The organism is Streptomyces sp. CA2R106, assembly GCF_037034245.1.
Lineage (GTDB): Bacteria > Actinomycetota > Actinomycetes > Streptomycetales > Streptomycetaceae > Actinacidiphila.
On the sequence record NZ_JBAGKC010000003.1, the window covers coordinates 487,144 to 512,880 of the forward strand.

Genomic DNA, 25,737 nt, shown 5'->3' on the forward strand with positions numbered 1-25,737 from the left:
GTGGTTTGAACTCCGGCCTCATTGACGGGTGGTGAAACGCCCCCGCACCATGTCGGAAACCCATGACCTCCGGAGGCGGACCGCCAGGCGCGAACTGTAAACGTTTACCGGCCGGTTGGGCGCCGTCCCGGCCCGTCCGCCGGACCAGCGAAGGGACCGCCATGACGACTTCCGCCGGACCGCCGACCGTCGAGACGATCGCCACGCGGGCGGGGGTGTCCGTCGCGTCGGTGTCCAGGGTGCTCAACGGGCACGGCGCGCGCCCGAACACCGTCCGCCGGGTCCGGCAGGCCGCCTCCGAACTGGGGTACGTCCCCAACGGCGTGGCCAGATCGCTCAAGGGCGGCCGTACCCGGCAGCTCACCTTCGCGCTGCCGGACGTGGGCAACCCGGTGTACGCCGCGATGGTCCGCCGGATACAGGCGGCCGCGAAGCCGGCGGGCTACCGGCTGCTGCTGCACGCCACCGACGCGGTGGCGGCGGACGAGCTGGACGTGGTGCGCGCCCTGGCCGACCGGACCAGCGACGGCCTGATCCTGGTGCCGATCCGGGTCACGGCCGAGCATCTGCGGGTGCTGGCCGACGCGGCGGGCCCGGTCGTCGTCATCGGGTCGCTGCCCGACGGGGCGCCGGTGGACAGCGTGCGGGCGGACTCGGTGACGGGCGCGGTGCTCGCCGTCCGGCACCTGCTGGCCTCGGGGCGGCGGCGGATCGCGTTCGTGGGCGGCCCGGCGGACACCGTCCCCGGCCGCAACCGCGCGCTGGGCTACGGCATCGCGCTGGAGGAGGCCGGGCTCGCCCTCGACCCGGCGCTCACCGCCACCACCGAGTTCGGCATCGCGGCCGGCGCCGCCGCCACCCACCGCCTGCTGGACGCCGACCCGGACATCGACAGCGTCCTGTGCGCCAACGACCAGCTCGCGCTGGGCGCGGTGCACGCCGCCCTCGACCGGGGCCTGCGCGTCCCCGACGAGCTGGCCGTGGCCGGGATGGACGACAGCGAGCTGGCCCGCGCCGGCCGCCCCGCGCTGACCAGCGTGGACCTCGGCGCGGCCGAACGCGGCCGGATCGCGGCCGAGATGCTGCTGGCCCGGCTCGGCGGCGGCCGGCACCCGGTGCGGTGCGCGACGGTGGCGCCGCGGCTGGTCGTCCGCGGCTCGACCGCCGCCTCGGCGGGGCGCGCGTCGTGAGCGCCGAGGCGATACCGCGGCGCGGGGCCGGCCGGAGCGCCGGCACTCCCCCGCCGCGTACCCGGGCCGCGCGCCGCCGCGTGCTCGGCCTGGACCGCGACGCGTGGTTCCTGCTGCTGCCCGCGCTGGTCCCGGTGCTGGTGCTGAGCGTCGGCCCGCTGCTGTACGGGATCGCGCTGGCCTTCACCGACGCGCAGTCCGGCGTCACCCACGCCACCACGTTCACCGGTGTCGACAACTTCCGGGAGCTGCGGCTGGACTCGCTGTTCTGGCAGTCGTTCCGGATCGGGCTGCTGTGGGCGGTGTGCGTGACCGCCGTGCAGTTCCTGCTGTCGCTGGGCCTGGCGGTGCTGCTCGACCAGGACCTGCGGCTGCGCTGGCTGGCCCGGACCCTGGCGCTGGTGCCGTGGGCGATGCCGGAGGTGGTCGTCGGCATCATGTGGCGGCTGGTGTACCACCCGGACGCGGGCATCCTCAACACCACGCTGCGCGACCTGCACCTGACCGACGGCACCACCGACTGGCTGGCGAGCCTGTCGCTGGCGCTGCCCGCGGTGGTCGTGGTGGGCGTGTGGGCGGGCATGCCGCAGACCACGGTGGTGCTGCTGGCCGGCCTCCAGAACGTACCGCCGGAGCTGCGCGAGGCGGCCGCCCTGGACGGGGCCGGGGCCTGGCGGCGGTTCACCGCGGTGACGTGGCCGGCGCTGCGGCCGGTGGCGCTGTCGGTCACCGCGCTGAACTTCATCTGGAACTTCAACTCCTTCGGCCTGGTCTACGTGCTGACCGGCGGCGGGCCCGGCGGCAAGACGGAGCTGCCGATGCTCTTCGCCTACGACGAGGCGTTCCGCTACGGCCAGTTCGGCTACGCGGCCGCCATGGGGCTGGTCATGGTCGCGGTGATCGCCGTGCTGCTGGCCGTCTTCCTGCGCAACCGCCTGACCGAGGAGGACTCATGAGCGCGACCGACGCGGCCGGTCCGGCCGCCGTACCGCCGCGGGCCGCCGCCCCGGGCGCTCCTTCGCGCGCCGGGCGGCTCACCGCACGCCGCCGGGCGGGGCGCGCCGGGCAGTATCTGGCGCTGCTGTGCTACCTGGTCTTCCTCGCCTTCCCGCTGCTGTGGCTGGTCTCGACCGCGTTCAAGTCGCCGCGGGAGCTGGGCTCGGTGCACCCGACGTGGCTGCCGCGGCACCCCACGCTCGGCAACTTCCGCGCCGCCTTCGACCAGCAGCCGCTGCTGCACGCCGCGCTCAACAGCCTGCTGGTGGCCGGGGGCGCCGCGCTGGTGTCGGTGGCCGTCGCGGTGCCGGCCGCCTACGCGATGGTGCGGTTCCGCTCGGCGGTCAGCCGGGCCGGCACCGCCTGGGTGCTGGTCAGCCAGATGTTCCCGCTGGTGCTGGTGGTCATCCCGCTGTTCATGGTGCTGAAGAACCTGCACCTGGTCGACTCCCGGCTCGGCCTGGGCCTGGTCTACGTGGTGTGGACGCTGCCGTTCGCGCTGTGGATGCTCCAGGGCTACGTCAGGGCGGTGCCGGTCTCCCTGGAGGAGGCCGCCGCGATCGACGGGTGCGGCCGGGCCCGCACCCTGCGCAGCGTGGTGCTGCCGCTGCTGGCCCCGGGCCTGGTGGCCACACTGATGTTCTCCTTCGTCACTGCCTGGAACGAGTTCTTCTTCGGTCTGGTCCTGCTCAAGTCCCCGGAGAAGCAGACGATGTCGGTGATCCTGACGCACTTCCTGGGTGCCGAGGGCGCCGCCGACCTCGGCCCGCTCGCCGCCGCGTCGCTGCTCGCCACGCTGCCGAGCCTGCTGTTCTTCGCCCTGCTGCAAAGGCGCCTGGCCGGTGCCGTGACGGCCGGGGCGGTGAAGGGCTGATGCGCCGCCGTACTCTCCTGGCCGCCACCGCCGCGACCTCCGGCACGGCCGGCGCGGGGCCGCTGCTGTCGGGCTGCGGGGCGGACGCCGGCTCCGGTGTGCCGCGGCTGGACTTCCTGTCGCTGGCCTGGCAGGCGGAGTCGGTCGCGGCGAACAAGGCGCTCGTCGCGCAGTGGAACGCGCGGCGCCCGCAGGTGCGGGTCCGCTACGTGCAGGGCAGTTGGGACGACGTCCACGACCAGCTGCTGACGTCCTTCGAGGGCGGCGCGGCGCCGGACGTCATCCATGACGAGGGCGTCGACCTGACCGACTTCGGCTCCGGCGGCTACCTCGCCGACCTGACCGGCCTGCTGCCCGCGGGCCTGAAGAGCCGTATCCCGCAGCGCACCTGGGACACCGCGCGGTTCGGCGGCGCGCTGTACGGGGTGCCCTTCCTCCAGGAGCCGAAGGTGCTCCTGGCCAACCGGACGCTGCTGGCCGCGGCGGGCATCCGGCTGCCGGCCGCCGACCGGCCGTGGACCTGGCAGGAGTTCGAGGACATCTGCCGGGAGCTGTCCCACCACGGCGGCGGCGCCGAGCGCTACGGCACCGCCTGGCCGATGCGCTCGCCGGTCAGCCTGACGCTGAACCTGGCGCTGACCGACGGCGGCCGCGTCCTCTACAGGGACCAGGGCAGCGGCCGCACCGAGGTACGGTTCGGCGCGGCGGACTCCGCGTTCGCCGAACTGGTGCGCCGCCAGGTCGGGACCGACCGCTCCGCGCCCGCGAGCGCGCTGGCGCTCGGCGGCGGCGACCTGCTGCCCGGGTTCTTCGCCGGGCGGTACGCCATGCTGCCGCTGGGCTTCTCCTACCGGCAGCAGGTCCAGCAGCAGGCGCCCGCGCACTTCGACTGGGTCACCCTGCCGCTGCCGGCCGGCCGCGGCGCGCCCGACGGCGGGCGGGCCCAGGGGGTCAGCCCGCAGACGCTGTCGGTGGCGAAGTCCTGCAAGCACCAGCAGGCGGCGGTGGAGTTCATCGACTTCCTGACGCAGACCCCGCACCTGGTGCGGCTCGCCCAGGGCGACTGGATGCCGCCCACCGGCACCGCGGCGCTGCGCGACCCGTCGCTGACCACCGCGGAACTCGGGTGGGCCACTGGCATGGCGGTCGCGCGGCACCTCACCGCGTCGCCCGCGCTGAGCATGCGCGGCTACCCCGAGTGGTCCGACAAGATCGCCACGCCCGCGCTCCAGCAGTACTACAACGGCGCGATATCGCTGGACACGCTGCGCCGCAAGCTCGTCCGGGACGGCAACCGGGTGTTCGAGCGGTACCGGAGTTGACGGGGCGGCGCGCCCCGTCCGCGGGGCGCGCCGCACCCACCCGCACAGCCCCGTGCCACCCACCGCCGCCCACCGCCGCACCGTTGCCGTGTCCCCCGCCTCCCCACTCCCCCACTCCCCCACCACCCGCACCACCGGCAGGACCTCACCAGGAAGCGGCACCCATGAGCACAACTCCCGCCCCCTCCAGCGGTTCCGACGTCCCCCACGCCCCCCTCAGCCCCCGCGACCACGCGCGCGGCGCGCTGACCGGGCTGGCCGTCGGCGACGCCCTCGGGGCGCCCGCCGAGAACATGAAGCCGTCGCAGATCCGGCGCCGCTGGGGCCGGATCGAGGACTTCGTCCGCGACGACCCGGCCGGCACCGACGACACCGAGTACGCGATCCTGTCCGCCCTGCTCCTCGTCCACTACGGCGCCGCGCTCACCGCCCGCGACGTGGAGGCGGCCTGGCACGTGTGGATCGCCGACCGCGACGAGGGCCCCTTCCGCGGCGCCGGGTTCAGCGAGCGCGGCACCCTGGAGAACCTGCGCCGCGGCCTGGCCTCGCCCATCACCGCGCAGCACCGCCACGCCTGGAGCGACGGCCTGGCGATGCGCGCGACCCCGTACGGCGTCCACGCGGCGGGGCGGCCCGCCGAGGCCGCGCGGCTGGTCGCGATCGACGGCACCGTCAGCCACGAGGGCGAGGGGATCTACGGCGGCCAGGCCGTCGCCGCCGGGGTGGCCGCGGCCATGTCGGGCGGGGACTGCGCGGCGGTGATCACCGCCGCGCTGTCGGTGGTGCCCGAGGACTCCTGGACGGCACGCTCGCTGCGGCGGGCGGTGACCGTGGCGCGCCGGGTCCGGCGCGATCCGGCGCTGAGCGTGCTCGACCGGGAGCGGGCGCTGCGCTCGGCCGTCGTGATCGGCGGCTACCCGTGGACGGACCTGGCGCCGGAGGCGGTGGGCCTGGCGTTCGGCGCGTTCGCGCTGGCCGACGGCGAGTTCACCGGCTCGGTGCTCACCGCGGTCAACATGGGCCGCGACGCCGACACCACGGCGGCGCTGGCCGGGGCGCTGGCCGGCTCGGTCGGCGGCCTCGGCGCGATCCCCGCGCGCTGGTCGGCGGCGATCGGGCCGGTGACCGGCAGCTGCCTGCCGGCCATGGCGGGCTACCACGTGCGGGACATCGCCGACCTCCTCACCCCCGCCGATCCGCTGCCCGGGCAGCGGCCCGCGCCCGCCGCCCGGGTCGCCTCGTGAGCGCCGCGCGGCCCCCGGTGTCCCTGGACCGGGCGGACACCGGGCGCGGCGGCCGGGTGGAGGGGCTGCTGCTGGGGCTGGCCGCGGGCGACGCCGCCGGATGGCCCGCCGCCCGGCACCGCGCCGCGCGGATGCCGGAGTGGACCCGGCGGCTGACCCGCGAGCTGGACACGTTCGCCGAGCAGTACGCCACCACGACGCTGCCGGTGCCGATCGCCCTCAACCAGCCGCCGGAGCCCCTGCGGCTGGGGCCGTCCGACGACGCGGAGTGGGCGGCGTTCACCGCCGAGTCGGTGCTGTCCGCGCGCGGCGCGCCGCTCAGCGACCTCAGCCGCGACCGCCGGGTGCGGGCCGCGGTGGACCTGGCGTGGATGTCGCTGGCCGCGGAGATCTCCTCGGCGGCGGCGCGCGCGTCGGAGGTGGAGTCCGCGGTGGTGCCGCTGCGCGCCCGGATCTCGGTGCGGGCCGGGCTCGGCAACCTCGCGACCGGGCTGCGGCCGCCCGCCACCGGCCACGACAACCCGCACTTCTTCGACGACGCGGCGTGCGGGCGCGCCTGCGTGCTGGCGGTGGTGCACCCCGGCGACCCGGCGGCCGCCGCGGACCTCGCGGAGTACGACGCCCGGTACACGCAGGACGGCGACGGGGTTCATGGTGCCCGGGCGATGGCCGCGGCCGTCTGCCTCGCGCTGGCCGGCGCGGGAGCCGCGGACTGCGTACGGGCCGCGCTGCGCGAGCTGCCGGACGGTTCGGAGATCTCCCGCAACGCCGAGCACGCGGTCGCGCTCGCCCGGGCCGCCCGCGCGGCCGGACCCGGCGGCCGCGGGCGGGCGTTCGGCCTGGTCCCGCTGCTGGAGCACCAGATCGTGGACCACGTGTACAGCTACGGCATCGCCGCCGCGGAGACCGTGCCGGTGGCGCTGGCCCTGGTGCTGGCGGCCGACGGCGCGGTGGCCGAGGCGGTCCCGGCGGCGGCCTGCCTGTCGCGGGTGGCGGACTCCGCGCCCGCGCTGGCCGGGGCGCTGGCCGGCGCGCTCGGCGGCGGCGCCGGGGTGCCCGGCTCCTGGCGGGAGGCGTGCCGGACCCTGCCGGGCTGCGCGCTGCCCCGGCTGGCGGGCACCGACCTGGTGCGGCTGGCCGCGCAACTGGCCGGCCCCGGGCCGGAGTCGGGCCCGGCGCCGTACGGAGACAGAGACGGAGACGGAGACGCGGGCGGGTACGGCGCGCCGGGCCCGCCACCGTACGCCCGCGGGCCGCGCCCCGCCCCGTATCCCGTCCCGCGCACCGACCGCAGCGACCGCACGGAAGGACCCGGACACCATGACACCCACTCTTGAGGACCGCGTCACCGGCTGCCTCGTCGGCGCCGCGGTCGGCGACGCGCTGGGCGGCCCGGTCGAGGGCCTGGCACCCGAGCAGATCACCGCGCGGCACGGCGGGCGGGTGCGGGGCGTCGTCGGCCCCTACCACGCGCAGTGGCGCACCGCGCGGCCGATCGCCCCGTACCACAAGGGCGACGGGCACGTCACCGACGACACCCTCATGACGCACGCGCTGGTCCGGGTCTACGCGAAGGTCCGCGACCACCTCGACGCGTACAGCGTCGCCGACCACCTGGTGCCCGACCTCATCGGCACACCGCGCTGGATTCCCGAGCTGGAGGCCGAGGCGCTGCCGCTCCAGCGGGTCTTCCTCGCCGAGAAGTGGATCGTGGCGCGGCTGCACTACGGGCATGTCGACCCGCGCGAGGCGGGCGTCGGCAACATCGTCAACTGCGGTGCCGCGATGTACATGGCGCCGGTCGGCGCGGTCAACGCGGGCAACCCGGCCGGTGCCTACGCCGAGGCGCTGGAGGTCGCCGCGCCGCACCAGTCCTCCTACGGGCGGGAGGCGGCGGGGGTGTTCGCCGCCGCCGTGGCCGCGGCCTTCCTGCCCGGCGCCACCGCCGCGTCCGTCGCCGAGGCCGCGCTCGGCCTGGCGAAGGACGGCACCCGGGCGGCGATAGCGGCGGTGTGCGAGCGGGCGGCGGGGTTCGGCGACTGGGAGGAGGCGCTGGGGCCCCTGCGGGAGGCGGTCGCGCCCTTCGACACCGTCGGGCCGCGCTACCGCGAGCCGTCGCTCGGCGCCCGCCGCCCCTCGCGCCTGCACGCCATCGAGGAACTGCCCATCGCCCTGGGCATGCTGCTGGTGGCGCAAGGCGCGTACGAACCCGCGGTCCTCGGCTGCGTCAACTACGGCCGCGACTGCGACTCCATCGCCACGATGTGCGGGGCGCTGGCCGGCGCCCTGGGCGGCTGCGCCGCCGTACCGGCCGCCTGGGCCGATCAGGTCGCCCGCGCCAGCCGGCTCGACCTGCACGCCCCCGCCGCGGACCTGGCCGCCGTCACCCGGGAGGTCTTCGCGCGCGACACCGCCCGCCGCCGCGCCCACGAAGCCGCCTTCGCCGACCTGGCAGGCCCGCGATGACGCCGGACGCGGGGGCGCTGCGGTTGACGTGGGTGCAGGTGGAGGACCTGGTCGGGCACGAGCTGCGGCAGTCCGCGCAGGAGGGCCGCAAGGTGGCGGCGCTGCGGGAGCGCTGGTCGGCGGCGGGCGGGGCTGCGGCGCCGGAGCGGGCGGGGGCGTCGCCGGGGCCGGCGGCGCCGGGCCTGCGCGAGCTGGCGGCGCGGCTGCTGGACGAACTGGCGGCGCTGCCCTCGCCGTTGGCCGATCGGGAGCCGACGGAGTGGGCGCAGATCCGGGCGGCGGCAGGCAGCCCGCCTGCCGCGTCCTGGGCCGGTTGCCCGGAGCGGCTCGCCGAGCGGCTGGAGGCGGGCTGGACCGGCCGGGCGGCGGGCTGCCTGCTGGGCAAGCCGGTGGAGAAGCTGCCGCTGGCGGGTATCCGGGCGATCGCGCGGTCCACCGGGAACTGGCCGCTGCGCGGCTACTTCACCGCGGTGGGCCTGGACCCGGCGCTCGCCGCCCGCCACCCGTGGAACCGCCGCAGCCGCGCCACGTCGCTCGCCGAGAACATCGACGGGATGCCCGAGGACGACGACCTGGACTACCCGCTGCTGAACCTGATGCTGCTGGAGCGGCACGGCCACGGCTTCGGCACGGCGGACGTGGCGCGGCTGTGGCTGGACGAGCTGCCCGCGGGCCGTACGTTCACCGCCGAGCGGATCGCGTACCGGAACCTGCTGGCGGGGCTGGTGCCGCCGCGCACCGCGAGCTGGCGCAACCCGTTCCGGGAGTGGATCGGCGCCCTGATCCGCGCGGACGTCTTCGGCTGGACCCGCCCGGGCGACCCGGCCGCGGCGGCGGCCGAGGCGTGGCGGGACGCGGTGCTCAGCCACCGCGCGAACGGCGTGTACGGGGCGATGTTCGCCGCCGCGGTGGTGGCGCGGGCGGCCGGGGGCGGCGCGGACGTGCACGCGTGCCTGGCCGCCGGGCTCCAGGTGGTGCCGCCGGAGTCGCGGCTGGCCGGCGCGGTACGGCTCGGCATCGACCTGGCCCGGGCCGAGCCGACGGGCACCGTCGCGGGCTTCGAGGCGGTCGTGGACGCGCTGCACCGGCGCTTCCGGCACCACCACTGGGTGCATGTGCTGCCCAACGCGGCGCTGCTCGCCGCGGCCCTCACGCACGCCGACGGCGACTTCACCGGCGCCGTCTGCCGTGTGGTGTCGGGTGGTTGGGACACCGACTCCAACGGGGCGACGGCCGGTTCGGTGACCGGGCTGCTCGCCGGTTCGGCCGCCGCGCTGCCCGCCGCCTGGACCGCGCCGCTGGACAACCGCCTGGCCAGCACCGTCGCCGGTTTCGACGGCATCGGCTTCGACGCGCTCGCCCGCCGTACCGCCGCCGTGGCCGTCCTGCCGCCGCCCGTACCAACCCCACCGGAGCGCCGCACGCCCGCCGGCGGCCCCGCCTCCCCCATCGGCACGCGCCCGACGGTCACGCTCGCCCTACCGGCGGCGCACCCCGGCCCGCCCGCGCGACGCACGCCCGCACCCGGCGACTTCGAGGAAGGCACCTGATGAGCAGCGATCCGATCGTTCCGGCCGAGCGGCCGGAGCCGCCCGAACGCCCCGGCGCCCGCGGGCGGGCCCGCATCGTGGTGATGGGCAGCGCCAACATGGACCTGGTCGCCTACACGCGGGTGGCGCCCGCCCGCGGCGAGACCGTCACCGGCGAGACGTTCCGCACCGTGGCCGGGGGGAAGGGCGCCAACCAGGCGGTCGCGGCCGCGCGGGCGGGCGGCGTGGTGGCGTTCGTGGGCGCGGTGGGCGACGACGACTTCGGGCCGCGGCTGCGCGCGGCGCTCGACGGCGCCGGGGTGGACACCGCCGCGCTGCGCACGGTGCCCGGCCCGAGCGGCATCGCGCACATCGTGGTGGACGGCGAGGGCCACAACGCGATCGTGGTGGTGCCGGGCGCGAACGGCACCGTCACGGGGCTGGCCGCGGGCGACGAGGAGGTGGTCGCGGCGGCCGGTGCGCTACTGCTCCAGCTCGAACTGCCGCTGGCCGGTGTGCTGGCGGGTGCGCGGGCCGCGCACCGGCACGGCGTGCGGACGGTGCTCACACCCGCGCCCGCCCAGCCGCTGCCGGACGAACTCCTCGCGGTGACCGGCCTGTTGGTACCCAATGAGCACGAGGCCGCCGCGCTCACCGGCCGCGGTGACCCGCGGGCGGCGGCCCGCGCGCTGCTCGACGCGGTGCCCGAGGTGGTGGTGACGCTGGGCGCGGCGGGCTGCCTGTACGCCGCGCGCGGCCGGGAGCCGCTGGCGGTGGCCGCGCTGCCCGCGAAGGCGGTGGACACCACCGCGGCCGGTGACACGTTCGTCGGCGCGCTGGCGGTCGCGCTCGGCGAAGGGCGGCCGGTGCGGGACGCGTTGGCGTGGGCGACGGCGGCGTCCGCGCTGTCGGTCGAACGCGAGGGCGCGTCGTCGTCGATGCCGGTGCGCGCGGAGATCGACGCGCGGGCGGGCGGCGGCCGTACCCGCCCATGAGCTTGCGCGGCCGCGAACCGCCACCCACGAGCCGCGTACCCCACGAGTGAGGAACGGCGGCCGGGCGAAGGCGCCGGCCGCCGAAGCACGGTGAACGAAGCCGAGGTGATTTCCCATGGACCACCCCCGACTCCCCCGTCCCCCCGCCGCGCACCCGGCCGTACCCGCGGCCGCCGGCGCCCCCGTACCGCTGCCCAGGCCGGCGCCGTCCACCGCCGCCGCGCCCGAACCACCGCTGCCCTGCGGTCCGTTGACGGGCATACGAGTCCTGGACCTGGCCACGCTCTTCGCCGGGCCGAGCGCGGCCACCCTGCTGGGCGACTTCGGCGCCGACGTCGTCAAGGTGGAGCACCCGCGGCGGCCCGACCCCTCCCGCGGCCACGGCCCGAGCAAGGACGGGGTGGGCCTGTGGTGGAAGCACCTGGGCCGCAACAAGCGCACCATGACCCTGGACCTGTCCACCCCCGGCGGCCGGGACGTGCTGCTGCGGCTCGCCGCGTCCGCGGACGTGGTGATCGAGAACTTCCGCCCGGGCACGCTGGAGCGCTGGGGCCTGGGCTGGGAGCGGCTGTCGGCGGCGAACCCGCGGCTGGTGCTGGCGCGGGTGACGGCCTTCGGGCAGTTCGGACCGTACGCCCGGCGGCCGGGCTTCGGCACCCTCGCCGAGGCGATGAGCGGCTTCGCGTCGGCGACCGGAGAGCCGCAGGGCCCGCCCACGCTGCCGCCGTTCGGCCTCGCCGACGCCGTGGCGGGGCTGGCCGCCGCGTACGCGGTGCTGGCCGCGCTGACCGGCCGGGAGCGCACGGGCGCGGGCCAGGTGGTGGACCTGGCGATCATCGAGCCGATGCTCGCGGTGCTCGGCCCGCAGCTGATCTGGTACGACCAACTCGGCTATGTGCAGCCGAGGATGGGCAACCGGTCCACCAACAACGCGCCGCGCAACACCTATCGGACCGCCGACGGCGCGTGGCTGGCGGTGTCCTCCTCCGCGCAGTCGGTCGCGGAGCGGGTGGTACGGCTGGTGGGGCGGCCGGAGTTGGCGGCGGAGCCCTGGTTCGGCACCGGCGCCGGACGGGCCGCGCACGCCGACGAGATCGACGCGGCGGTCGGCGGCTGGATCGCCGCGCACGAACGGGCCGAGGTGGTCGCGGCGTTCGAGGCCGCGCAGGCCGCGGTCGCGCCGGTCTACGACGTGCGCGACGTGCTCGCCGACCCGCAGTACGACGCGCTGGGCACCGTAGCGTCGGTGGACGACGCGGAGTTGGGGCCGATACGGATGCAGAACGTGCTCTTCCGGCTCTCCGGCACCCCCGGCACGATCCGCTGGACCGGCCGCCCGCACGGCGCGGACACCGACGCCGTACTGGCCGAACTCGGGCTGGACGCCCGGGAGATCGCCGCGCTGCGGGCGCAGGGCGCGCTGTGACCGCCGGACTTGGCGCGGCGCGGGTGGCCGTGGCGGCGCCGGAACCCGACGACGGCCTCCTCCTGACCTGGCTCTACGCCCCCGGAGACCGGCCCGAGGTGGTCGCGAAGGCGCTGCGCTCGGGCGCGGACGTGGTCGTGGTGGACCTGGAGGACGCCGTCGGCCCCGCCCGCAAGGCGTACGCCCGGGCCGCCACCGCGGAACTGCTCACCGCTCCGCGACCGGGCCCGCCCCGGGTGCATGTCCGGCTCAACGCCCTCGGCAGCCCGCTGTGCGCGGCGGACCTGGCGGCGCTCGCCGGGCGGCCGGGCCTGGACGGGCTGCGGCTGCCGAAGGTCGGCGGGCCCGGCGACGTGGCGGCCGTACGGCGGCAGTACCGCGAGGTGGCCGGGACCGCGGCCCGGCTGCCCGGCCTCTACCCGCTGCTGGAGTCGGCGCTCGGCGTGGAGAACGCCTTCGCCGTGGCCACCGCCGACCCGGCGGTGCGCGGCCTGGCGCTGGGCGAGGCCGACCTGCGCGCCGATCTCGGCGTGGCCGGGGAGGACGCGCTCGCCTGGCCGCGGGTGCGCACGGTGGTGGCCGCCCGCGCGGCCGGGCTCGCGCCGCCTGCCCAGTCCGCGTATCCGGACGTCCGTGACCTCGACGGCCTCGCCGCGTCCTGCCGCCGCGGCCGGGACCTCGGCTTCCTCGGCCGCACCGCCCTCCACCCCCGCCAACTCCCGGTGATAGCCCGCGCCTTCCTGCCCCCACCCGACGAAGTGGCCGCCGCCCGCGAGATCGTGGCCGCGGCCGCCGCCCACCCCGGCGCACTCGCCCTGCCCGACGGGCGGTTCGTCGACCCGGCAGTGGTGGCCGGAGCCCACCGCGTCCTCGCCCTCGCCGCCCGCGCGGAGCGCTACGGGTGAACGGCCGCCGAGGCGCACCTTCTCCTCGCCTGGCCCGCGCCCCACCGCGTCGCGCACGACCTGCCACGGGGGCGCGGGGCGTCGGCCAGGTCATCTCACGTCGCCCTCGGGCCGGTCGGCCCGACGAGGCGATCGCCGGACAGCAGCGTGCCTGCTTGCTTGACATGCCGTAGGACAGGTGAGACTTCCATGCTCTGCAGGCCAGGCAGGCCGCCGATGCGCTCCGACGTGAACTCGAAGAGTTCGTCGAGGTTGCGGCAGTGGGCGACGGCATGGATGTTGTACGGGCCGGAGATGGCCGCGGCGAAGGCGATCTCGGGTTCTCGGGCCAGCGCGCGTCCAGCCTTCTTCACCTCTGCCGGGTGCACGCGCAGCCACAGGTTGGCCCGTGCGTGATAGCCCAGGGCCGCTGGGGCGATCTCGACGTCGATGTGGACGACGCCTTGCAGGAGCAGGAAGCGGAGGCGGCGGGATACCCGACCCGGGGTGGAGTCCGCCGCTGCGGCGAGGTCGACGAGACTGGCCCGGCCGTCCGCGGTGAGCACGTCGAGGACCTTCTCGTCCTCGGCGGTGAGGTCTGCGGGGGCGTCCGTGACGGCCGGAGACTCGGTGAACGGAGGGAGGTCGCCTCCGAGCACCGCTTCCTCCTGAGGCGTCAGCGTGCCCTGGAGCGCGGCCCAGTAGTGGCCGCGGCCTCCCATGAACTGGCGGAGCATCGCGAAGGCGTTGATGTCGAGTACCGCCGCTGTGCGCGGCAGCCGCCGGCCGAGGAGTTCTTCCCGCTGCGCCTGGTCCCGTGACTGCGTCGCGCAGGTGACTTCGGAGCCGGCCGCGCCCAGAGCCACCCAGTTGACGTCGTCCCGCTTGGCGAGGGCGCCCGCGATCGCCGCTGCGCTGCCGGGCCGGCAGCGCAGGCGTACCAGCCATCTGCTCTGCCCCAGCGCGCCCGGATTGACGACGCCGACGACGCGGATGACGCCGTCGGCGTGCAGGCGCCGATACCGGCGCCTGACGGTGCCCTCGGTGAGGCCGAGCGCCACTGCCATCGAGGCGAAGGAGGCTCTCGGAGCGACCTGGAGTGCGCGAACGATACGCACGTCATCGGACTGGATTGCGATGGATTCACGCATTGAGGTACCGGCCATGACACGAATCCTACAAATCGGCCGCTTTGGATCACGCCTTCGGCAGGGCGCTGAGCAGACTTGTCGCGTACCGCTGAAGAGCCACAGCAGTGCTGAACACCGGTGCCGCCCCGAGGCGGCCTCGATCAAGGACGCACGAAGTGAGCTCGCCACACCACAGAACGGAGATGACGCTGGATGTCATCGACTGACACCCCGCAGCACATGCCGACCGCCCTCATCGTCGGGGCCTCGCGCGGCCTCGGCCACGCCATGGCGGCCGAATTCCTCGGCCGCGGGTGGAACGTCATCGGCACGGTCCGCGACGCCTCGGCGCGAACGCTCCTGCACGACCTCGCAGACCGGGCCGAGGGCCGCGTCACCGTCGAGTACCTCGACATCAACGAGCCCGACCACCTTGCGCCCCTGCGCGCGCGTCTTGCGGACCGACGGCTCGACCTGCTCTTCGTCAACGCCGGCACCACGAACAACGAGGAGACGCCCATCGGCGAGGTGGCGGTAGACGACTTCGTGGAGGTGATGATCACCAACGCCCTCAGCCCCATGCGCGTCATCGAGGCGCTCGAGGACCTGGTGTCCCCCACTGGCCTGATCGGGGCGATGTCGTCCGGGCAGGGCAGCATCACGAACAACACGACCGCCGGCCGCGAGGTCTACCGGGGAAGCAAAGCGGCCTTGAACATGTTCATGCGCAGCTTCGCCGTCCGGCAGGCCGCGACACAGCGCGGTTTCGCCCTCCTGGCACCGGGCTGGGTCCGCACCGCGCTCGGCGGGCCGGGCGCTCCCTACACCGTCGAGGAGAGCGCCCCGCTGCTCGTGGACGTCCTGCTGTCCCAACTGGGCACGCCCGGTCTGGCGTATCTGAACCGCTCGGGCCAGACCGTGCCCTGGTAGGCCGGCCGGCGCCTCATGACGTCCAGGTGGCCTGCGCGGCACCCGCCCCGCCGCTGTTGTGCAGGTGGACCAGGGGCAGGAACAGGTCGTCGACGATCGACCGGATGCGTGCGGGCCGAAGGGGTTCGGGGTCCAGCAGCAGGTCGTTGCGCACCAGGTCGAACGGCATGGCGAGCACCGCGGAGGGAATCCGTTCGAGGTCGATCTCACCGCGGTCGTGTGCGCGCTGGTAGAGGTCCTGGGTGAGCAGCGGCCGCCGGTCGCCGAAGATCCGGTCGCGCACCTGGGCGGGAGTGAGCCCGGTGCTGGCCAGGAGTCCGGAGAAGGCCGTGGCCGAGGCAAGGGCGAAGAAGCCGGCGCGGGCCTCGCCCATGACGCTCAGTGCCGCCAGCAGGTCACCGCGCAGGGAGCCGGTGTCGGGGATGTCGACGGGGTGGGTGTCCCGGTAGTGCCTGAGCGCGGCGAGCACGAGCTCGTCCTTGTTGGCCCAGCGGCGGTACAGCACGGATATCCCGGTACCGGCGCGGGCCGCGACGGACTCCATGGTGAGTTTCGCGAAGCCGGCCTGGGTCAGCTCGTCCCAGGCCGCGTCCAGCAGCGCGGCTTCCAGTTCGGGGCCGCGCCGGCGCCCGCGGGGCGGCTCGGTGGCAGGCAGGGGCATCCCACCAGTCTAGAGGAGGTTTGCATTCCTTATCGGGCCCCCATACTCTCATAAGAGAGGGATTCCTCTCTTATTCGTTCGGATCGCGCCGCACGGGGCCCGAGCCACCACGAGAACGGCAACGAGCATGAGCACAGCGACAGGTACGCGTTCCACCTTTTTCACGGACGCCCGGATGAACTCGATGACCCGGGCGATGCTCGGGCGGGTGTACACCGGCGCGGCGGACACCGGCGAGACGCTGACGACGATCGACCGCGTCACCGACGGCGACCTCGCCTCGTGGGCACGCGCGTGGGAGGCCACCGCCGCACGCGTCGCCGCGATCGGTGACGACTGCGTGCACCGCGGCCACCGGGTGAGCGGGCGCAACACGCTCCTGCGCGCCGCGACCTACTACGCGGCGTGCGTCCTGGTGGCCGACGCGTGCGCGGAACCGGACGAGACCCGGTCGCGGACGTTCGCCGCCTACCGCCACTGCTGGGAGCGGTACCTCGGCCTCCTGGACAACCCGCCCGAGCCGCTGGAGATCCCGTACGAGGGCACCACGATGCCCGGCTGGTACTTCGCCGCACCCGGCGAAGGGTCCAAGCCGACGCTGGTGATGGTCAACGGCGCCGACGGCGCGGCCAGTTACCTGTGGCCCGGCTACGGCACCGAGGCGTCCGTACGCGGGTACAACGTCGTGGTCTTCGACGGGCCCGGCCAGCAGCGCATGCTGTTCGAGCGGGGAGTCCCCTTCCGGCCGGACTGGGAGCACGTCGTCACACCGGTCGTCGACGCGGCGCTGCGGCTGCCGGGGGTGGACCCGGAGCGGCTCGCCCTCTACGCCGTCAGCCAGGGCGGGTACTGGGCCCCGCGCGCCCTGGCGTTCGAGCACCGGTTCAAGGCCGCGGTCATCGACGACGGTGTGGTCAAGGTGTCCGAGGCGTGGCATGCCGCGCTGCCGCCCGAGCCGAGGGAGCTTCTCGCGGCCGGTGACCGTGACGCCTTCAACGCCGCGATCGCACGCCTCCCGGAAGACGTCAGGCTGATGTTCACCTGGCGGGCCGGGCCGTACGGCCGCCCCAGCTTCTACGACACGTTCCTCGAGGCGGACCGCTACGAGATCACCCCGGAACTCGCCGCGCGGATCACGACGCCGGTACTGATCGCCGATCCCGATCAGGAGGGGTACTTCGCCGGCCAGCCGAGGCGGCTGTACGACATGATCCGCGGCGAGAAGGCGCACGTCCGGTTCACCGAGGCCGAAGGGGCCGCCGGGCACTGCGAGCCGATGGCCCGGTCGCTTGCCGCACAGCGGTTCTTCGACTTCCTCGACGACCACGTCGGCCGCACCGACTCCGCCGCCGGTCCGAGCACACCAGGTGCCGTAGCGGCGCGGTAGGTTGGGCGGCGACCGGGTCGGCGAGGGAGCTGGGGGTGGCGGTGGTGGCGGGTATCCGGGTCGTGGTGTGCCTGCCGGCGGCGGCAGCCGGGGACCTGCGCGGGGCGATCGGGGTGGCGCTGGCACCGTTCCGGCTGGGGGAGGTGCCGCGGTGGCGCGGGATCTGGGACGAGTGGACGGTCCGCGGCGGCAGTGACGGCACCGGGTTCACAGCGCTGCCCGGGCACGCGGACGACCCCCGGCTGATCCATGACGACGACGGGTACGACGGGACGCCCCTGCCGAGCCCGCCCGGCCGGTGCGCGGGCGGCCCGCGCGGCCTGCTGGACCTCGCCGCCTTCCGCCTGCGCGCCCGCTGGCAGCCCGACCTGCTCACCCTTGACGGCTGGTGGATCGAGGACGGCCGCCATCCGCGGCACAGCAGCTGCGCCGGCGAGGAGTCCTGCCCGCACCTGGCGACCGGGGAGCGGTACGTGCGGGACTTCTACGGCCACTTGGAGGCGCAGCCGGCCGACACGCTGCTGGTCGCCCTGAAGTGCCACGGCTGACATTCGTGTGCCCGGTACGGCCCGCACCCCGCCGGTTCGGCCCGTGAACGGCGAACCGGAGCGCCCGGGTCGGTAGTATCCCGCTGGGCGTCAGGCGTCGTGGGGAATGGGGGAGGCCGGACATGGCCCGTTGGAAAGCGCTGCCCGCGGAACTCGGCCCGGCGCCGTGCCGGCGGGTGGCGCGGCCGGGCGGACCCCGGCTGCTGCTGACGGTGGTGGTGTCCGCCGCGCTCGGCTGCGGGGTGACCGCGGTGGTGCTGCGGGCACAGCCCGCGAAGGCGGCGGCCGCGCGCGCCACGCCCTCGGCCACCACCTTCCACGTCGGCTGTACGTCCTCCGCGTGCGACGGGCGCGACCCGGGCACCATGCTGTGCGGGGTGGAGCCCGAGACGCTGCTCCAGACGCAGACCCCGGCCGGCGCCGGTGCCGAGATCCGCTACAACCCGCTGTGCCGCGCCGCCTGGGCCCGGCTGTGAAACGTCGCCCCGGGCACCACGGTGCGCCTGGCGGTCAGCGGCCACCCCGTCCAGCGGATGACCGTGCGCCACGCCCGCGACAGCGACCCCTTCGTCTACACCCCGCTCGTCGCCCTCCCCGGCCCCGGCATCCCCGTCCGCCTGTGCCTCACCGCCCCCGCCGCCCGGCACCCGAGCTGCTACTCCGCCGCCCTTCCGCGCTGACTCACGCCACCAGCAGCCGCAGGCCCAACTCGGCCGCGTCCAGGGCCACCAGGTCCCGGTTGCGCTCGGCCCAGCGCCCCGAGCCGAGGTCGTCGCGCAGCGCCCGCACCGCACGGCGCTCGGCCTGCGGGCCGACCCGCGTCCACACCGACACCGCCCGGCGCACGTGCTCGTCGAGATACGCCTCGGGCCGCCGCCAGTACGCCTCGAAGAAGCCGTCCGCGCAGTCCCACGGCACGAGCACCGGCTCCGCGCGGCCGCCGATCGCGCGGGTCAGGTCGGCCAGCGAGGGCCAGTCCACCAGCAGGTCGGCGAACTCGGGCAGGTAGTCGCGGGTGAGCCAGAACCGCTCCCGGCGGCCCGGGTCGCTCGCGTCGTACGTGAAGACCACCACCCGGCGCGCCACCCGCCGCATCTCGCGCAGGCCCGCGATCGGGTCGCGCCAGTGGTGCACCGTACTGAAGGCCATCGCGGCGTCGAAGGCGCCGTCGGGGAACGGCAGGTGCTCCGCGGCGGCGGCCACGCACGGCGCGGCGCCGGCCGGACGCTGCGCCCGCATCACCGCCGACGGCTCCACGGCGGTGACCTCGCGGTCCGGCGGTTCGTACGACCCGGTGCCGGCTCCGACGTTCAGGACGGTCCGCGCGTCGCCGAGCGCCTCCCACACGCGGGCGGCGATGCGCGGCTCGGTACGGCGGGTGGCCGGGTAGGCGGACCCGATGACGTCGTACAACTGTGCTCCGAACACTTCGAGTTGCTCCTCAGGTGTGGTCGCGATGCCCATGGCGCGCGCCTGGAGTTCCCGGTCGATGGCCGTCACCATGGCCGCGGCGCGGTCGCGCTGCTCCAGCAGCAGGCCGCGCAGCCGGCGCAGGTGCGCGACCGCGTCGGTGGCCGGGTCGTCGACGAGATCGGCGATCTCGCGCAGTCCGAAGCCCAGCCGCCGGTAGGCGAGCACCTCGCGCAGCCGTTCCACGTCACCGGCCGCGTAGGCGCGGTACCCGGCGGCGGTCCGCGCCGAGGGCACCACCAGGCCGATCTCGTCGTAGTGGTGCAGGGTCCGCACGCTCACGCCGGCCAGTTCGGCCACGCGCCCCACGGTCAGGTGTCCTGCGCCCAGGTGCTCTTCCACGCCCCCGACGATGCCCCCTCACGCCGCGTGAGGGTCAAGCCGCTGGGCAGGGCGAGGCCCGGGACGGCGGCGCGCCGCCCTTGCGTTCCGGTGCGTGAAATGATTCATCGAAAATCGCCTCTCCCGTGTGCCGCACGCCTCGGCGCGGGGCGCGAAGCGGCCGCCCCGAGGCTGATTCCACCTGCCGTAGAACGGTTACTCGATACCTTGACAGCGCTCCGGGGCGGACCTATCTTCGTGCCGTGAATCGATTCATTTCAAACCGTCAACGGAGGGTCGCCCATGCCTGAGCTGTCGGCGGTGAAAGCGGCGCTGCGGGCGCAGGTGATCGAGACCCCCTCATGGGGCTACGGCAACTCCGGCACCCGGTTCAAGGTGTTCGCCGAACCGGGCGTGCCCCGCGACCCGTTCGAGAAGCTCGACGACGCCGCGCAGGTGCACGCGGCCACCGGGGCGGCCCCGGTGGTCTCGCTGCACATCCCGTGGGACGCGGTGGACGACTACGCGGCGCTGGCCCGCCACGCGAAGGAGCGGGGCCTGCGGCTCGGCGCGGTGAACGCCAACGTCTTCCAGGACGACGCCTACCGGCTCGGCTCGGTCGCCAACCCGGACCCGAAGGTGCGCCGCAAGGCGATCGACCACCTGCTGGCCTGCGTCGACATCATGGACGCGACCGGTTCGCGCGACCTGAAGCTGTGGTTCGCCGACGGCACCAACTACCCGGGCCAGGACGACATCACCGCCCGCCAGGACCGGCTGGCCGAGGCGCTCGCCGAGGTGTACGCGCGCCTCGGCGACCAGCAGCGGCTGCTGCTGGAGTACAAGCTGTTCGAGCCGTCCTTCTACACCACCGACGTGCCGGACTGGGGCACCTCCTACGCGCACTGCCTCACCCTCGGCGAGCGGGCGCAGGTCGTGGTGGACACCGGCCACCACGCGCCGGGCACCAACATCGAGTTCATCGTCGCCTTCCTGCTGCGCCAGGGGAAGTTGGGCGGCTTCGACTTCAACTCCCGCTTCTACGCCGACGACGACCTGATGGCGGGCGCGGCCGACCCGTTCCAGCTCTTCCGCATCCTGCACGAGGTCGCCAGGAACGGCGGCTTCGCGCCCGAGGCGGGGGTGGCCTTCCTGCTCGACCAGTGCCACAACATCGAGGGCAAGATCCCCGCCGTCATCCGCTCGGTGATGAACGTCCAGGAGGCCACCGCCAAGGCGCTGCTCGTCGACCTCGACGCGCTGGGTGCCGCCCAGGCGGCGGGCGACGTGCTCGGCGCCAACGCGGTGCTGATGGACGCGTACAACACGGACGTCCGGCCGCTGCTCGCCGAGGTGCGCCAGGAGCAGGGGCTCGACCCCGACCCGCTGGCGGCCTACCGTGCTACCGGCTACCAGCAGCGGATCGTCGAGGAGCGCGTCGGCGGCACCCAGGCCGGCTGGGGCGCGTAGTCCCTCCGCCGGGCGCGGTGCGCAACGTCCGTGCCCGGCCCGGGCCCGCTGCTCCCGCGCCAAGCCGCTCCCCCGACCCCTCCGCCCGACCTGCCACGCCACCCGCCCTTCAGCGAAGGAAGACGACCGTCATGACCCTCCCTCCCGAGGCAGCCGCACTCCTGAAGCGTTCCAACCGACTGGGCGCCGATCCCCGCAACACCAACTACGCGGGCGGCAACACCTCCGCGAAGGGCACCTCCCCCGACCCGGTGACCGGCGCCGACACCGAGCTGATGTGGGTCAAGGGCTCCGGCGGCGACCTCGGCACGCTGCGCGAACCGGGCCTGGCCGTCCTGCGGTTGGACCGCCTGCGCGCGCTCACCGAGGTCTACCCGGGGGTCGCGCGGGAGGACGAGATGGTCGCCGCGTTCGACTACTGCCTGCACGGCAAGGGCGGCGCGGCCCCGTCGATCGACACCGCGATGCACGGCCTGGTGGACGCCGCCCATGTGGACCACCTGCACCCGGACTCCGGGATCGCGCTGGCCTGCGCGGCCGACGGAGAGGCCCTGACGAAGGAGTGCTTCGGCGACACCGTGGTGTGGGTGCCCTGGCGCCGCCCGGGCTTCCAACTCGGCCTGGACATCGCCGCGGTGAAGCGGGAGAACCCCAAGGCGATCGGCTGCGTGCTGGGCGGCCACGGCATCACCGCGTGGGGGGAGACCAGCGAGGAGTGCGAGCGCAACTCGCTGCACATCATCCGCACCGCCGAGACCTTCCTCGCCCAGCGCGGCAAGGCCGAGCCGTTCGGCCCGCTGCTGGACGGCTACGGGCCGCTGCCGGCCGGCCAGCGGCGCTCCCGCGCGGCCGAACTCGCGCCGCTGCTGCGCGGCCTGGCCTCCGCCGACCGGCCGCAGGTCGGCCACTTCACCGACACCGACGAGGTGCTGGACTTCCTCGCCCGCGCCGAGCACCCCCGGCTGGCGGCGCTGGGCACCTCCTGCCCCGACCACTTCCTGCGCACCAAGGTCCGCCCGCTGGTCCTGGACCTGCCGCCGACCGCGCCCCTGGCGGACGTCAAGGCCCGGCTGAAGGAGCTGCACGCGGCGTACCGGGCGGAGTACGCCGCCTACTACGAGCGGCACGCCGCGCCGGACTCCCCCGCGATGCGCGGCGCCGACCCGGCGATCATCCTGGTGCCGGGCGTCGGCATGTTCTCCTACGGCAAGGACAAGCAGACCGCGCGCGTGGCGGGCGAGTTCTACGTCAACGCCATCAACGTGATGCGCGGCGCCGAGGCGGTCTCGACGTACCGGCCGATCGAGGAGGCGGAGAAGTTCCGCATCGAGTACTGGGAGCTGGAGGAGGCCAAGCTGCGGCGGATGCCCGCGCCCAAGCCGCTGGCCACCCGTATCGCGCTGGTCACCGGCGCCGGCTCGGGTATCGGCAAGGCCATCGCGCACCGGCTGGTCGCCGAGGGCGCGTGCGTGGTCGTCGCGGACCTCGACGAGGCCAACGCGGCAGCGGTCGCCGAGGACTTGGGCGGTCCGGACAAGGCGGTCGCGGTCACGGTCGACGTGACCTCCGAGGAGCAGATCGCGGCGTCCTTCGCGCAGGCGCTGCTCGCCTTCGGCGGGGTGGACCTGGTGGTCAACAACGCGGGCATCTCGATCTCCAAACCGCTGCTGGAGACCACCGCGAAGGACTGGGACCTCCAGCACGACATCATGGCGCGCGGCTCGTTCCTGGTCTCGCGCGAGGCCGCCCGCGTGATGACCGAGCAGGGCATGGGCGGCGACATCGTGTACATCGCGTCGAAGAACGCGGTGTTCGCCGGCCCCAACAACATCGCCTACTCCGCGACCAAGGCCGACCAGGCCCACCAGGTGCGCCTGCTGGCCGCCGAGTTGGGCGGGCACGGCATCCGCGTCAACGGCATCAACCCCGACGGCGTGGTCCGCGGCTCGGGCATCTTCGCGGGCGGCTGGGGCGCGCAGCGCGCCGCGGTCTACGGCGTCGAGGAGTCCGAGCTCGGCGAGTTCTACGCCCAGCGGACCCTGCTGAAGCGGGAGGTGCTGCCCGAGCACGTGGCCAACGCGGTGTTCGCGCTGACCGGCGGCGACCTCACGCACACCACGGGCCTGCACGTGCCGGTGGACGCGGGCGTCGCGGCGGCGTTCCTGCGCTGAGCCGCGCCCGAGCCCGGCGGGCGCACCGGCCACGGAGCCGGTGCGCCCGCCGATCCACCTCCCGCTTCCCGCCGCCCGCTTCTCCCTCCCCCCCTACCGCCGCCCGCTTCCCGCCACCTCCCGTGCGGTGTACGGCGCCACGCCGTCCCTGGCCGCACCCGAGCCGTACCGACCGAGGTAACCGCCGTGCCCCGCAGCCCCTCCTCCGCCTTCCCGTCCGCGTTCGCCGCCGCCGACCTCGGGGCCACCAGCGGCCGCGTCATGGTCGGCCGGGTCGGCCCGGCCAACCTCGACCTGAGCGAGGCGCACCGCTTCCCCAACCGCCCGGTCCAGGCCGGCGGCAGCCTGCACTGGGACGTACTGAGCCTGTACCAGGGGGTGCTGGACGGGCTGCGCGAGGCCGCGCGGGCCGGCGGCGTCGCATCGGTCGGGGTCGACTCCTGGGCGGTGGACTACGGCCTGCTGGACGCCGACGGCCGGCTGCTGGGCAATCCATACCACTACCGCGACGACCGGACGCAGGCCGCGGTGCCCCAGGTGTGGCGGAGCGTGCCCGCGCCGGAGCTGTACCGGGTCACGGGGTTGCAGCACCTGCCGTTCAACACCGTCTTCCAGCTCGGCGCGGCGCGCGGCAGCGCCCAACTGGCCGCCGCCCGTACGCTGCTGCTGGTCCCGGACCTGATGGTGCACTGGCTGACCGGCACGGTCGGCGCCGAGCTCACCAACGCCTCCACCACCGCCCTGCTGGACGCGGCCACCGGCACCTGGTCCGCCGACCTGCTCGGGCGGCTCGGCATCGAGCCGGGGCTGCTCCCGGCGATCCGCCAACCGGGTGAGGTGGCCGGGGAGTTGCTGCCCGAGGTGGTGCGGGCGACGGGGCTGGCCGAGGGCACCCCGGTGGTCACCGTCGCCTCCCACGACACGGCGTCCGCGGTGGCCGCGGTACCCGCCGACCGGCCCGGCTTCGGCTACGTCTCCTGCGGCACCTGGTCGCTGGCCGGCCTGGAACTGGACCGGCCGGTCGTCACCGAGGCGTCGCGCGCGGCGAACTTCACCAACGAGCGCGGCATCGACGGCACGTTCCGCTTCCTGCGCAACATCATGGGGCTGTGGCTACTGTCGGAGACGCTGCGCACCTGGGCCGCCGAGGGCCTGCCGAGCGACCTCGCGCCGCTGCTGGCGCGGGCCGCCGAGGCGCCGCCGTTCGCCGCGCTGGTCGACCCGAACGCGCCGGAGTTCCTGGCGCCCGGCGACATGCCCGCGCGGATCACCGCGTACTGCGCGCGCACCGGTCAGCGCCCGCCGGACGACCAGGGCGCCATGGTGCGCTGCATCCTGGAGAGCCTGGCGCTGGCGCACCGGGTGGCGCTGCGCACCGCGGCCGAGCTGTCCGGCCGCGACCTCGACGTGGTGCACCTGGTCGGGGGCGGCAGCCGCAACGACCTGCTGTGCCAACTCACCGCGGACGCCACGGGGTTGCCGGTCGTGGCCGGGCCGACCGAGGCGACCGCGCTCGGCAACATCCTGGTGCAGGCCCGCGCGCACGGGCTCGTCGCCGACCATGCCGCCATGCGCCGGCTGGTGGCCGACACACAGCATCTGCGGCACTACCGGCCGAGCGGCGATGCCCGCGCCTGGGCCGCCGCGGGCGCGCGGGTCGGTCTGGGCTGAGCGCCAACGCCCCTTCGTTCGCGCCTAGTTGCCGCGCGGCCCCCGGGCGTACCGGACCCGCCGTACCGTACCGCCGCCCGCCCGGAGCGGCCGTGGACCACCGCACCGCACGACCACCGCACCGCACACCGCATACCCCGAAGGAGCCGCATGCGGGTCGCACTCTTCGTCACCTGCGTCAATGACGCGCTGTACCCCGACACCGGATGGGCCACCGTGAGGCTGCTGGAGCGGCTGGGCGTCGAGGTGGACTTCCCCGAGGCCCAGACCTGCTGCGGCCAGCCGCAGTTCAACACCGGCTACCGGCGCGAGACCGAGCCGCTGGTCCGCCGGATGGCCCGCGCCTTCGACGGCTACGACTACGTGGTCACGCCGTCCGGCTCGTGCGCGGCCATGGTCCGCGACAACTACCCGCGGATCGGCGCCAAGGCGCTCGCCGAGGGGCGCGGCAGCGAACTGGCCGACGCCGCCGCATCGTTGGAGCACCGCACGCTGGAACTCACCGAGTTCCTGGTGGATGTGCTCCAGGTGACGGACGTGGGCGCCTACTTCCCGCACACCGTCACCTACCATCCCACCTGCCACGGCCTGCGCATGCTCGGGCTGGGCGAACGCCCGCGCAGGCTGCTCCAGGCCGTCAAGGGGCTTCAACTGCGGGAGTTGGAGGGCGCCGAGGAGTGCTGCGGCTTCGGCGGCACCTTCGCCGTCAAGAACCCGGACGTGTCCGTCGCGATGGGCCAGGACAAGGTCCGGCACGCCCTCGACACCGGCGCCGGGGTGCTGTGCGCCGCGGACAACTCCTGCCTGACGCACATCGACGGCATCCTTCGGCGCGAGGGCGCCCCGTTGCGCAGCGTCCACATCGCGGAGATCCTCGCGTCCACCGAGGACGAGCCGTTCACGCCGCCCCCGGCCCCCGCCGCAGCCACCGCAGCCACCTCAGTCACCACAGCAGCCGCCTCCAGCGCGGCAAGGAGCCGGTCATGAGCCGTACGGACCTGGGCATGCCGACGTTCCCGCAGGCCGCGCGGGTGTCGACGAAGGACACCCAA

General features: G+C 75.1%; 23 protein-coding genes. 20 read left to right on the top strand and 3 right to left on the bottom strand.

Going from position 1 to position 25,737, the window contains the following annotated elements; genetic code table 11:
- Positions 1-161: 161 nt before the first annotated feature.
- From WA788_RS07735 to WA788_RS07785, 11 genes are all read left to right on the top strand, one after another.
- The gene (locus WA788_RS07735; protein ID WP_335972907.1) at positions 162-1,190 is read left to right on the top strand and encodes a LacI family DNA-binding transcriptional regulator; all 1,029 of its coding nucleotides are present in this window, start codon (positions 162-164) and stop codon (positions 1,188-1,190) included.
- Positions 1,187-2,146: a carbohydrate ABC transporter permease gene (locus WA788_RS07740; RefSeq protein ID WP_443033988.1), complete on the top strand. Its 960-nt coding sequence runs from the start codon at positions 1,187-1,189 to the stop codon at positions 2,144-2,146. The genes WA788_RS07735 and WA788_RS07740 overlap by 4 nt, the downstream gene beginning before the upstream one ends.
- Positions 2,143-3,060: a carbohydrate ABC transporter permease gene (locus tag WA788_RS07745; protein ID WP_335972909.1), complete on the top strand. Its 918-nt coding sequence runs from the start codon at positions 2,143-2,145 to the stop codon at positions 3,058-3,060. The genes WA788_RS07740 and WA788_RS07745 overlap by 4 nt, the downstream gene beginning before the upstream one ends.
- Entirely contained in the window at positions 3,060-4,382 is a 1,323-nt protein-coding gene (locus WA788_RS07750) for an ABC transporter substrate-binding protein (protein ID WP_335972914.1), read from the top strand. Before WA788_RS07745 ends, WA788_RS07750 begins: the two co-directional genes overlap by 1 nt.
- Before the next feature lie 164 nt (positions 4,383-4,546).
- Complete coding sequence (locus WA788_RS07755; RefSeq protein WP_335972919.1) at positions 4,547-5,626, top strand: ADP-ribosylglycohydrolase family protein; 1,080 nt, start codon at positions 4,547-4,549, stop codon at positions 5,624-5,626.
- Positions 5,623-6,963 (top strand): ADP-ribosylglycohydrolase family protein, encoded by a 1,341-nt coding sequence (locus tag WA788_RS07760; RefSeq protein ID WP_335972920.1) that lies wholly within the window; start codon positions 5,623-5,625, stop codon positions 6,961-6,963. Before WA788_RS07755 ends, WA788_RS07760 begins: the two co-directional genes overlap by 4 nt.
- A complete protein-coding gene (locus WA788_RS07765) occupies positions 6,947-8,092 on the top strand; it encodes an ADP-ribosylglycohydrolase family protein (RefSeq protein ID WP_335972924.1) in 1,146 nt (381 codons plus the stop codon). Before WA788_RS07760 ends, WA788_RS07765 begins: the two co-directional genes overlap by 17 nt.
- Positions 8,089-9,642 carry an ADP-ribosylglycohydrolase family protein gene (locus WA788_RS07770; RefSeq protein WP_335972927.1) on the top strand — a complete coding sequence of 518 codons (1,554 nt, stop codon included), beginning with the start codon at positions 8,089-8,091 and terminating at the stop codon, positions 9,640-9,642. Before WA788_RS07765 ends, WA788_RS07770 begins: the two co-directional genes overlap by 4 nt.
- Positions 9,642-10,616 (top strand): ribokinase, encoded by a 975-nt coding sequence (locus WA788_RS07775; protein WP_335972930.1) that lies wholly within the window; start codon positions 9,642-9,644, stop codon positions 10,614-10,616. The genes WA788_RS07770 and WA788_RS07775 overlap by 1 nt, the downstream gene beginning before the upstream one ends.
- Before the next feature lie 115 nt (positions 10,617-10,731).
- A complete protein-coding gene (locus WA788_RS07780) occupies positions 10,732-12,042 on the top strand; it encodes a CaiB/BaiF CoA transferase family protein (RefSeq protein ID WP_335972932.1) in 1,311 nt (436 codons plus the stop codon).
- A 29-nt stretch (positions 12,043-12,071) separates the two neighbouring features.
- The gene (locus tag WA788_RS07785) at positions 12,072-12,947 is read left to right on the top strand and encodes an HpcH/HpaI aldolase/citrate lyase family protein (RefSeq protein ID WP_335973102.1); all 876 of its coding nucleotides are present in this window, start codon (positions 12,072-12,074) and stop codon (positions 12,945-12,947) included.
- Between the two features lie 95 nt (positions 12,948-13,042).
- Here WA788_RS07785 and WA788_RS07790 read toward each other — a convergent pair whose 3' ends face one another.
- Positions 13,043-14,092 carry an Lrp/AsnC family transcriptional regulator gene (locus WA788_RS07790; RefSeq protein ID WP_335972936.1) on the bottom strand — a complete coding sequence of 350 codons (1,050 nt, stop codon included), beginning with the start codon at positions 14,090-14,092 and terminating at the stop codon, positions 13,043-13,045.
- Between the two features lie 177 nt (positions 14,093-14,269).
- Between WA788_RS07790 and WA788_RS07795 the strand changes: the two genes are divergently transcribed.
- A complete protein-coding gene (locus WA788_RS07795) occupies positions 14,270-14,986 on the top strand; it encodes an SDR family NAD(P)-dependent oxidoreductase (protein ID WP_335972937.1) in 717 nt (238 codons plus the stop codon).
- 13 nt (positions 14,987-14,999) lie between these two features.
- On the opposite strand, the gene WA788_RS07800 is transcribed toward WA788_RS07795, so the two are convergent.
- The gene (locus WA788_RS07800) at positions 15,000-15,647 is read right to left on the bottom strand and encodes a TetR/AcrR family transcriptional regulator (protein ID WP_335972941.1); all 648 of its coding nucleotides are present in this window, start codon (positions 15,645-15,647) and stop codon (positions 15,000-15,002) included.
- A gap of 175 nt (positions 15,648-15,822) precedes the next feature.
- On the opposite strand from WA788_RS07800, the gene WA788_RS07805 reads away from it, so the two are divergent.
- The 4 genes from WA788_RS07805 to WA788_RS07820 all read left to right on the top strand — a co-directional run bounded on the left by WA788_RS07805 (position 15,823) and on the right by WA788_RS07820 (position 18,262).
- Positions 15,823-17,034, top strand: coding sequence for an alpha/beta hydrolase family protein (locus WA788_RS07805; protein WP_335972945.1), 1,212 nt, complete (start codon positions 15,823-15,825; stop codon positions 17,032-17,034).
- A 35-nt stretch (positions 17,035-17,069) separates the two neighbouring features.
- The gene (locus WA788_RS07810; protein WP_335972948.1) at positions 17,070-17,582 is read left to right on the top strand and encodes a hypothetical protein; all 513 of its coding nucleotides are present in this window, start codon (positions 17,070-17,072) and stop codon (positions 17,580-17,582) included.
- A gap of 122 nt (positions 17,583-17,704) precedes the next feature.
- On the top strand, positions 17,705-18,058 hold the full coding sequence (locus tag WA788_RS07815) for a DUF2690 domain-containing protein (protein ID WP_335972951.1): 354 nt from the start codon (positions 17,705-17,707) through the stop codon (positions 18,056-18,058).
- 57 nt (positions 18,059-18,115) lie between these two features.
- Complete coding sequence (locus WA788_RS07820) at positions 18,116-18,262, top strand: hypothetical protein (RefSeq protein ID WP_335972955.1); 147 nt, start codon at positions 18,116-18,118, stop codon at positions 18,260-18,262.
- 1 nt (position 18,263) lies between these two features.
- Here the strand turns inward: WA788_RS07820 and WA788_RS07825 are convergent, their stop codons facing one another.
- The gene (locus WA788_RS07825; protein ID WP_335973105.1) at positions 18,264-19,352 is read right to left on the bottom strand and encodes a MerR family transcriptional regulator; all 1,089 of its coding nucleotides are present in this window, start codon (positions 19,350-19,352) and stop codon (positions 18,264-18,266) included.
- A gap of 324 nt (positions 19,353-19,676) precedes the next feature.
- On the opposite strand from WA788_RS07825, the gene rhaI reads away from it, so the two are divergent.
- From rhaI to WA788_RS07845, 4 genes are all read left to right on the top strand, one after another.
- Entirely contained in the window at positions 19,677-20,843 is a 1,167-nt protein-coding gene (gene rhaI / locus WA788_RS07830; RefSeq protein ID WP_335972957.1) for an L-rhamnose isomerase, read from the top strand.
- A 131-nt stretch (positions 20,844-20,974) separates the two neighbouring features.
- Positions 20,975-23,014, top strand: coding sequence for a bifunctional aldolase/short-chain dehydrogenase (locus WA788_RS07835; RefSeq protein WP_335972962.1), 2,040 nt, complete (start codon positions 20,975-20,977; stop codon positions 23,012-23,014).
- Positions 23,015-23,275: 261 nt separating this feature from the next.
- Entirely contained in the window at positions 23,276-24,685 is a 1,410-nt protein-coding gene (locus WA788_RS07840) for a rhamnulokinase (protein ID WP_335973108.1), read from the top strand.
- A 150-nt stretch (positions 24,686-24,835) separates the two neighbouring features.
- Positions 24,836-25,672 (top strand): (Fe-S)-binding protein, encoded by an 837-nt coding sequence (locus tag WA788_RS07845; RefSeq protein ID WP_335972967.1) that lies wholly within the window; start codon positions 24,836-24,838, stop codon positions 25,670-25,672.
- Positions 25,673-25,737 lie beyond the last annotated feature (65 nt).

Excerpts from the sequence above, each read along its gene's own strand:
- WA788_RS07735 (WP_335972907.1), top strand. The coding sequence starts at position 162 with ATGACGACTTCCGCCGGACCGCCGACCGTCGAGACGATCGCCACGCGG.
- WA788_RS07745 (WP_335972909.1), top strand. The coding sequence starts at position 2,143 with ATGAGCGCGACCGACGCGGCCGGTCCGGCCGCCGTACCGCCGCGGGCC.
- WA788_RS07750 (WP_335972914.1), top strand. The coding sequence starts at position 3,060 with ATGCGCCGCCGTACTCTCCTGGCCGCCACCGCCGCGACCTCCGGCACG.
- WA788_RS07755 (WP_335972919.1), top strand. The coding sequence starts at position 4,547 with ATGAGCACAACTCCCGCCCCCTCCAGCGGTTCCGACGTCCCCCACGCC.
- WA788_RS07765 (WP_335972924.1), top strand. The coding sequence starts at position 6,947 with ATGACACCCACTCTTGAGGACCGCGTCACCGGCTGCCTCGTCGGCGCC.
- WA788_RS07770 (WP_335972927.1), top strand. The coding sequence starts at position 8,089 with ATGACGCCGGACGCGGGGGCGCTGCGGTTGACGTGGGTGCAGGTGGAG.
- WA788_RS07775 (WP_335972930.1), top strand. The coding sequence starts at position 9,642 with ATGAGCAGCGATCCGATCGTTCCGGCCGAGCGGCCGGAGCCGCCCGAA.
- WA788_RS07780 (WP_335972932.1), top strand. The coding sequence starts at position 10,732 with ATGGACCACCCCCGACTCCCCCGTCCCCCCGCCGCGCACCCGGCCGTA.
- WA788_RS07790 (WP_335972936.1), bottom strand. The coding sequence starts at position 14,092 with ATGGCCGGTACCTCAATGCGTGAATCCATCGCAATCCAGTCCGATGAC.
- WA788_RS07795 (WP_335972937.1), top strand. The coding sequence starts at position 14,270 with ATGTCATCGACTGACACCCCGCAGCACATGCCGACCGCCCTCATCGTC.
- WA788_RS07800 (WP_335972941.1), bottom strand. The coding sequence starts at position 15,647 with ATGCCCCTGCCTGCCACCGAGCCGCCCCGCGGGCGCCGGCGCGGCCCC.
- WA788_RS07805 (WP_335972945.1), top strand. The coding sequence starts at position 15,823 with ATGAACTCGATGACCCGGGCGATGCTCGGGCGGGTGTACACCGGCGCG.
- WA788_RS07815 (WP_335972951.1), top strand. The coding sequence starts at position 17,705 with ATGGCCCGTTGGAAAGCGCTGCCCGCGGAACTCGGCCCGGCGCCGTGC.
- WA788_RS07820 (WP_335972955.1), top strand. The coding sequence starts at position 18,116 with ATGACCGTGCGCCACGCCCGCGACAGCGACCCCTTCGTCTACACCCCG.
- rhaI (WP_335972957.1), top strand. The coding sequence starts at position 19,677 with ATGCCTGAGCTGTCGGCGGTGAAAGCGGCGCTGCGGGCGCAGGTGATC.
- WA788_RS07835 (WP_335972962.1), top strand. The coding sequence starts at position 20,975 with ATGACCCTCCCTCCCGAGGCAGCCGCACTCCTGAAGCGTTCCAACCGA.
- WA788_RS07840 (WP_335973108.1), top strand. The coding sequence starts at position 23,276 with ATGGTCGGCCGGGTCGGCCCGGCCAACCTCGACCTGAGCGAGGCGCAC.
- WA788_RS07845 (WP_335972967.1), top strand. The coding sequence starts at position 24,836 with ATGCGGGTCGCACTCTTCGTCACCTGCGTCAATGACGCGCTGTACCCC.